The sequence below is a fragment of the Fictibacillus sp. WQ 8-8 genome, from assembly GCF_024494405.1.
Classification (GTDB): domain Bacteria; phylum Bacillota; class Bacilli; order Bacillales; family Fictibacillaceae; genus Fictibacillus_C; species Fictibacillus_C marinisediminis.
On the sequence record NZ_JAMXKG010000003.1, the window covers coordinates 796,648 to 803,311 of the forward strand.

Annotated in this window: 5 protein-coding genes and 2 pseudogenes; 6 read left to right on the top strand and 1 reads right to left on the bottom strand. The window is 42.6% G+C overall.

Annotation, left to right across the window (positions count from 1 at the left end; translation table 11 throughout):
• Positions 1-384: 384 nt before the first annotated feature.
• From M1K46_RS09455 to M1K46_RS09475, 5 genes and pseudogenes are all read left to right on the top strand, one after another.
• Entirely contained in the window at positions 385-792 is a 408-nt protein-coding gene (locus M1K46_RS09455; protein WP_256225823.1) for a YciI family protein, read from the top strand.
• Positions 793-806: 14 nt separating this feature from the next.
• Positions 807-2,056 (top strand): annotated as a pseudogene (locus M1K46_RS09460) (RNA polymerase sigma factor).
• Between the two features lie 88 nt (positions 2,057-2,144).
• Positions 2,145-2,519: a YciI family protein gene (locus tag M1K46_RS09465; protein ID WP_256225824.1), complete on the top strand. Its 375-nt coding sequence runs from the start codon at positions 2,145-2,147 to the stop codon at positions 2,517-2,519.
• A gap of 295 nt (positions 2,520-2,814) precedes the next feature.
• Positions 2,815-3,162: a VOC family protein gene (locus M1K46_RS09470; protein WP_256225825.1), complete on the top strand. Its 348-nt coding sequence runs from the start codon at positions 2,815-2,817 to the stop codon at positions 3,160-3,162.
• A gap of 242 nt (positions 3,163-3,404) precedes the next feature.
• A complete protein-coding gene (locus tag M1K46_RS09475) occupies positions 3,405-3,677 on the top strand; it encodes a DUF2277 domain-containing protein (protein ID WP_256225854.1) in 273 nt (90 codons plus the stop codon).
• A gap of 226 nt (positions 3,678-3,903) precedes the next feature.
• On the opposite strand, the gene M1K46_RS09480 is transcribed toward M1K46_RS09475, so the two are convergent.
• Positions 3,904-5,943, bottom strand: coding sequence for a S9 family peptidase (locus tag M1K46_RS09480; protein WP_256225826.1), 2,040 nt, complete (start codon positions 5,941-5,943; stop codon positions 3,904-3,906).
• Between the two features lie 60 nt (positions 5,944-6,003).
• On the opposite strand from M1K46_RS09480, the pseudogene M1K46_RS09485 reads away from it, so the two are divergent.
• Positions 6,004-6,276: pseudogene (locus tag M1K46_RS09485) on the top strand (MFS transporter); the annotation flags it as partial.
• Positions 6,277-6,664: the final 388 nt, after the last annotated feature.

The following is a 6,664-nucleotide window of genomic DNA, read 5'->3' on the forward strand; positions in this document are numbered from 1 at the left end:
ATTTAAATGAAACAATGTAATATATTCAAAATTTGGGTTGTTTCTTTAAGAAGGAGATCTACACCTTTTTATTGAACAATAGAACAGGATTGTGGAAGAAGAATAGTCCAAACTGTACTAAGCGCAACATTGTGTCGTCGATCCGAAATTCAGTATAAATCTTAGCTAAAAGTTTCACAATGAGGTCATCATGATCTTTATAAGCTTTTCTGTCAAATAAAAGCTATTCTATTATGTATCAAACTTGCCCTATTTCTATATAGATAATTTTGAAAAGAATTTTTAAGATTTTTATTCATTGTGTCGATTTTGGAGTTTCCCGTTCGTTGTATTTATAAAGAGGTCAATTAGGGGATTTGCCTCTAAAAAAAGGAGGAAATTTTTATGCTATTTATGCTGATTGTCAAAGCCTCGAAGAATTCGGAAGGCAGAAATCGCCCGAGCTCAGAGCTCAATGAAGCCATGAGGAAGTACAATGAGGAATTAGTTAAGGCAGGCGTGCGGGTTGCGGCTAAAGGACTTCATCCAAGTTCAAATGGAATTCGTATTTCGTATCCTAAACCAGGGGAAAAGCCGGTGGTTACGGATGGCCCATTTACGGAAACGAAAGAATTGATTGCCGGGTTCATTCTGATTGATGTGAAATCGAGGGAAGAAGCCATCGAGTGGGCCATGCGGATGCCGGACCCGATGGGACATGGGGAAGGTCAGATTGAATTGCGTCAAGTATATGAGGCGCGAGAGCTGACCGAAATGTTGGCAAAAGAAGCTGAATTACACGAGAAATCATAGAAAAGAAGACCATAGTGACAACCTATAGAACCCATCGTACCATTGAAGGAATCTGGACCGTCGAATCAGCCAGAATCATAGCCGGTGTTGCCCGAATTATTCAAGATGTCAGTATTGCAGAAGATTTAGCGCAAGATGCGTTGGCCATTGCACTTGAAAAATGGCCGGAGTCAGGCATACCGGAAAAACCGGGAGCCTGGCTCATGACTGTTGCCAAACGTCGGGCGATTGATCATCTGCGTCGAAACAAATTACGTGATCAAAAGTATGAGGAAATCGGGCGCAATATGGAATTCAAAATAAAAACGGACTATGATTCAATTGAAGAGGAGATCAATGACGATCTTTTACGTCTCATCTTCACCACTTGTCATCCGGTACTTTCCAGGGAAGCTCGAGTCGCTCTAACGCTTAAATTGTTATGCGGCTTAAAGACAGATGAAATTGCTCAAGCTTTTCTTGTGGCTGAATCAACCATTGCACAACGAATCGTCAGAGCTAAGCGTACACTTTCTGCTTCAAAGGTACCTTTTGAAGTTCCCTGTGGACTTGAGCTTTCACACCGGATGTCATCAGTTCTGGATGTGATCTATCTCATGTTTAATGAAGGATATGCCGCAACTGGTGGTGAGAACTGGATTCGTCCAACGCTGTGCAGTGAAGCCATTCGTTTTGGCCGGATTCTGGCGGAAATTCTCCCTGAGGAACTGGAAGTACATGGCCTGATTGCTCTCATGGAAATCCAGGCCTCACGTTTCAAAGCTCGCATTGGTCCATCGGGAGAGCCGATATTACTTCAGGATCAGAATCGGGCTCTTTGGGATGATCTTTTGATTCACCGCGGCTTTTCGGCGCTTAAGCGGATTGAGCAAATCGGCGGTGCCTATGGTCCGTACTCACTGCAAGCATGTATAGCTGCTTGTCACGCCAAGGCACGAACGGCATCGGAAACGGATTGGCAAGAAATTTCCGCACTATACGATGCCCTTGCCCAGGTGGCACCATCTCCCATAGTGGAATTGAATCGTGGGGTTGCTATATTGATGGCATTTGGGCCAGAGGCAGGGTTAAAGATTGTTGATTCTCTACTTTTGGATCAGGCGTTGAAGAACTATCATTTGCTTCCGACGTAAAGGGCAATCTTCTCCTAAAGCTAGGGAGAAAGAGGGAAGCATTTGAAGAATTCCAGCGTGCTGCTTCGTTAACACAAAATGTACAGGAACAGAAATTCCTATTGAAACAGGCTAAAGTTTGTATGGAATAAAAAAATATATTAAAGTTTTGTCGACTTCACAGTTTGATGATCGACATATTAATAGATACAAAAAAATTCGAGTAATATGGAGATGATTATGATATTTTTATGTATGGGTTATTTAATCCCTGAAAAAATGGATGCTCGACCAAATGCAGAGATTGAGGCAGTTATGAGTGAATGCCAGCCACACCTCGAGAAATTTTATGATAGCGGAAATGTGTTAATCGATGCCGGTCTGGAGCTAGAGACAAAAAGCTTACGACGTGTGAATGGTAAGGTAACCGTAACAGATGGTCCTTTTACAGAAACGAAAGAGCTGATCGGCAGTATCTTCCTTATCGAAGCTGAGGACATGGATGAAGCGATCCAGTTGGCCTCTCTTCATCCGACAACACAAGTGAGCAGTGGAGAAGATTTTGGCTGGCGCTTAGAAATTCGTCCTGTTCATTACTTTAAGAACGATAAATGAGTTACCATAAAAAAGGCATTTCCTAGTGATAGAGGGTGCCTCTTTTTTTATTTCAAGCTATTTTCTAACCAATGGTAAGCGATCAAAGTGCAAGGTGTAAGACTCATGCTTGCTCCTTCCGAAAAAAACTTTTAACCTCCGATAATTTCCCGTGAGCATATATTCAACGATTGGGTGTGTTAATTTATGAAGGATTAACACCTATTTTTTTTGAATTTAACTTATTGAACAAACGGGCAGGACTGTTGAACAAGGTATTAACTAAAAATTTGATGACAGACAGGAGTTAGATAAGATGATAAAAGGTTTCGGAGGAATATTTTGGAGAACTAAGAATCTTGAAGTTGTAAAAAAATGGTACAGTGAAGTGTTGAAGATTGAAATAGAAAATTGGAATGGGACTATGATAAAACCCCAATTGGGAAATGAAACTATCTTTTCTTTCTTTACCGAGGATAACGAGTATTTTCCAACTGAACAACAAGTGATGTTAAATTTCCAAGTACATAATCTAAACGAGACTATTAAGCATCTTGAACAAATTGGTGTACCTCTTGTAAAGAAAAAAGAGATTAGTGAATTTGGAAAGTTTATTTGGATTGAAGACCCAGAAGGTCGACTGGTCGAGCTATGGGAGAAATAGCTAGTTGTAATTCATTTGCTATTGAGCTAACGGGTGCGATAGTTCAACAAGAAAAGTGATTAAGTGTTTTAAGACTATCAAACTAGGATCATTTAAATTAACATCTTTGTTAGTTAATCCTTGTAGTCCAGAACACTTTTCTGCTTCTAAAAAAATTGTAGTTGCTTTTTACGTAGAAAAGGATAGTAAGGATCCCTTGTGGAATGGAATGTAGGATAAATGAAAACAAAAAGGAGAAATTTATGTGCCGAAACATTAAAACATTATTTAATTTCGACCCGCCACCTACCGATGAAGAGATTCATGCAGCAGCTATTCAGTATGTCAGAAAGATAACGGGCTATAACAAGCCCTCAAAGGCGAACGAGGAGGCGTTTAATCGCGCAGTCAATGAAGTAGCAATGGTTACTAGGAATCTATTGAACACTCTGGAAACCAGTGCAGAACCTCGCAATCGTGAGGTCGAAGCTGAGCGTGCTCGTGTCAGAGCAGCTAAAAGGTTTGGTACAAGTTAGCGACGAATAAAGAATAGAAAAGAGTTAAAGCAATTGTGTTATTGTTGATCTTCTGCAATAGGGCGCTATCCTTGAGTAAGGATAAGCGCTCATCTAGAATGTTTCATAAAATAACTTGAATGAAGTTTCGTCATTTCACTGTACTACGATGTTGTTCCCTTTTACAAGATATTAATATTAAGAAAGGCGTCCGGCGCGGTCTGAACGTCTTCTTTGTTTTATTTCCTTATTCATTATTTGTACCGGTAGTCAACTTAAGGTGTTTCTGAAACCAGCTTAGAATATGTTCCAGTCGAATCACCCGATGCCAGGGGTTTCCAGAACGTGACAGCTCATGGGTATCATTGAGAAAGCGGATCATGCGCACGTTACGTCCCTGAAACTTCAGGGCAGTATAAAATTGTTCACCCTGTTCAATAGGAACTCGAAAATCGAGGGTGCTTTGAATGATCAAGAGCGGTGTTCGAACATTGGCCACATACTTGATTGGCGAGCGCTTCATGTACTTTTCCGGAAACACCCAAGGTGGCCCCCCATAATCATCGGCCTTTAAAAATCCGCAATCTGAAGTACCAAAGAGACTATACAGATTGCTGATGCCTCTCATCGAAACGGCAGCTTTGAAACGGTGGGTTTGGGTGACGATCCAGTTAGTCATATAACCACCGTAGCTTCCGCCCGCAACACCAAGACGGTTCGGATCGAGCGTTCCCTTCGATAGAACGTAGTCCATTGCCGCCATCAAGTCCATATAATCATGGTTTCCCCAATCGCCTCGGATGGCTGCGACAAACTCTTGTCCGTAGCCCATGCTCCCACGAGGGTTGGTATAAATCACGGCAAAACCTTGTGAAGCTAGCAACTGGAATTCAAGGAAGAAGACATAGCCATACATAATCATCGGTCCACCGTGGATTTCCAGGATCGTAGGAATTAGACTTCGTGCGGGAATCCCCCCAGGCGGATAAAGAATCCAACCTTCGACCTCCGGACCATTCGCCGAACGCGAGGAAAAATGGATCGGCTCAGAAATGGCAAGCTGACTGAGCCAATCTCGGTTCACTCTTGTGAGCCGACGTTTGTTGGTAATCGTTCCCTTAGAGATGTCAGCAACCCAGATGTCATTTGGCAGCGTAGCTGTAGTAATTGCCATAGCCACCTGACGAGTGTCCAGAGTAAAGCTTACATTGTAGATGACTGAATTCCCAGTGGTCATTTGAATTGCTTGATTATCTGGAATGGAAAAGCGCCAAAGATGAACGGCTCCGGCTTTACTTACACATGTATAAATGTTTTGACCATCAGGAGCCCAAGTTAAGCTAATCGAAGGCTCCTTATGACCGCGGATGTCCCCAATGGATTTATCACCTATGGGATAGGGGAAGCCGTTAGTCAATTCCCATGGCTCTCCCCCGGATGCAGCAACCATCCAAATGCCTGGGTTAGTATAACCGCCGTATCTCCGATCATGTCCAACATAAGCAATCACTTGTCCATCAGGAGACCATGTCGGATGGTTGGCAGGCCCTTGACTTCGAGTTAACCGGTGAGGTTCTCCCCCTGTAGCAGCAATCACCCAAATATCATTGACTAAAGCGAGGGCTAAACGGTCTGGTGTCCTGTTACCGGCTACGGCGATGTATTGTCCATCGGGAGACCATGCTGGGGAAGAGTAGTTGTAGTCGCCAAACGTGAGTTGCTGGAATTTACCGCGATCAGGACCGACGACAGGGATAGTGAAAAGGTGCCAGTGTTTCCCGACTAAATAACCAGTGGTGTCCAACTTATACTCAAGACGATCAATGACGAGCACATCTTCTGAAAACCGTTGTCTTGGTGTTCGTTTTCGACCAATATCATCTTCCGGGCCTTCCGGGCCAACATGAACTACACAACCGATGGTTCGGCTGTCTGGAGACCATACAGGAATGCTACCGACATACCGAATACTAGTAAGAGCTTCGGCTTCACCACCCGTACTGGACATAATCCAAAGCTGGGAATGTCCTCGCCGGGTAGATACGAAAGCAAGCCACTTGCCGTCCGGGGACCAACGGGGAGCAAAATCAAGTCCGGGACCGGAGGTGAATTGTTGTGGGGCGGTCTCTCCGGAGGTGGAAACGATCCAGATGCGGCTGCTATATTTATTGGTATCCCTGTCCATCTTTGTTTCGACATAGACAATGCTCTTACCATCAGGGGAAATTTGCGGATCACTAACGATTTTTAATTCAAACAGATCCTCAGGATTTAATGGCCTCTTCATTTCCAATCATTCCTTTATTTGTTTTGCTATATATTCTATTTAATTTTGTATCCGGATAGACCGGGTGATTCTGCATTCCTTCTGGTCGTTGCTCTTTCTTTACTTGGAATAGGATAGAATTTTGGTCTGATAAGTGGTATAGCTCTAATTGTTGATTCAATAGAACCTTCAACACGTGCCAAAACCCAATGTATTGCGTTAGCAGGAGCTTCTGGTGGTGCCTTGTCGGGGGGTGTTGCTGGTTCAAGTTACGAAACGTTATCAATTGCTGGCGGGATTATGTCCTTAGTAATCATTCCAATCGTGATCTGGTCTCGTGGAAATAAAAAATAAAAAATAAAACCCCCATATGTTTTACGAAATTAGCATTTTCTCGTTGAACTAATGGGGGCGTTGGTACAAGAACAATTAAGTTATTTTTGTACTACGGCCATATTTAATTATTCCATTAAAGGGCGCTTTCCTGAAACAAGGACTAGCGCTTATTTTCATTATAGGCCCAGATTGTCGAGCAACTCATTTAAAGAGAAAATTAGATCTCTATGCTAATTTTTAGAGGAGATTGTGAAATTTGCACTTAAAGTAATTGGCAGGTTAGCATTCCTGTAGATGGCTAATTTTGATCTTTGATAAAAATAGGGCTCCTCAGTAAGATGAATGTATCCCAAACAACCATCTAGGAGGAAGCCCTACTATGAAGTTTAAAATGCAGAACAAACAA

Bases quoted from the DNA above. Each gene is read 5' to 3' on its own strand.
- M1K46_RS09465 (WP_256225824.1), top strand. From the start codon at position 2,145: ATGATATTTTTATGTATGGGTTATTTAATCCCTGAAAAAATGGATGCT.
- M1K46_RS09470 (WP_256225825.1), top strand. From the start codon at position 2,815: ATGATAAAAGGTTTCGGAGGAATATTTTGGAGAACTAAGAATCTTGAA.
- M1K46_RS09480 (WP_256225826.1), bottom strand. From the start codon at position 5,943: ATGAAGAGGCCATTAAATCCTGAGGATCTGTTTGAATTAAAAATCGTT.
- M1K46_RS09475 (WP_256225854.1), top strand. From the start codon at position 3,405: ATGTGCCGAAACATTAAAACATTATTTAATTTCGACCCGCCACCTACC.
- M1K46_RS09455 (WP_256225823.1), top strand. From the start codon at position 385: ATGCTATTTATGCTGATTGTCAAAGCCTCGAAGAATTCGGAAGGCAGA.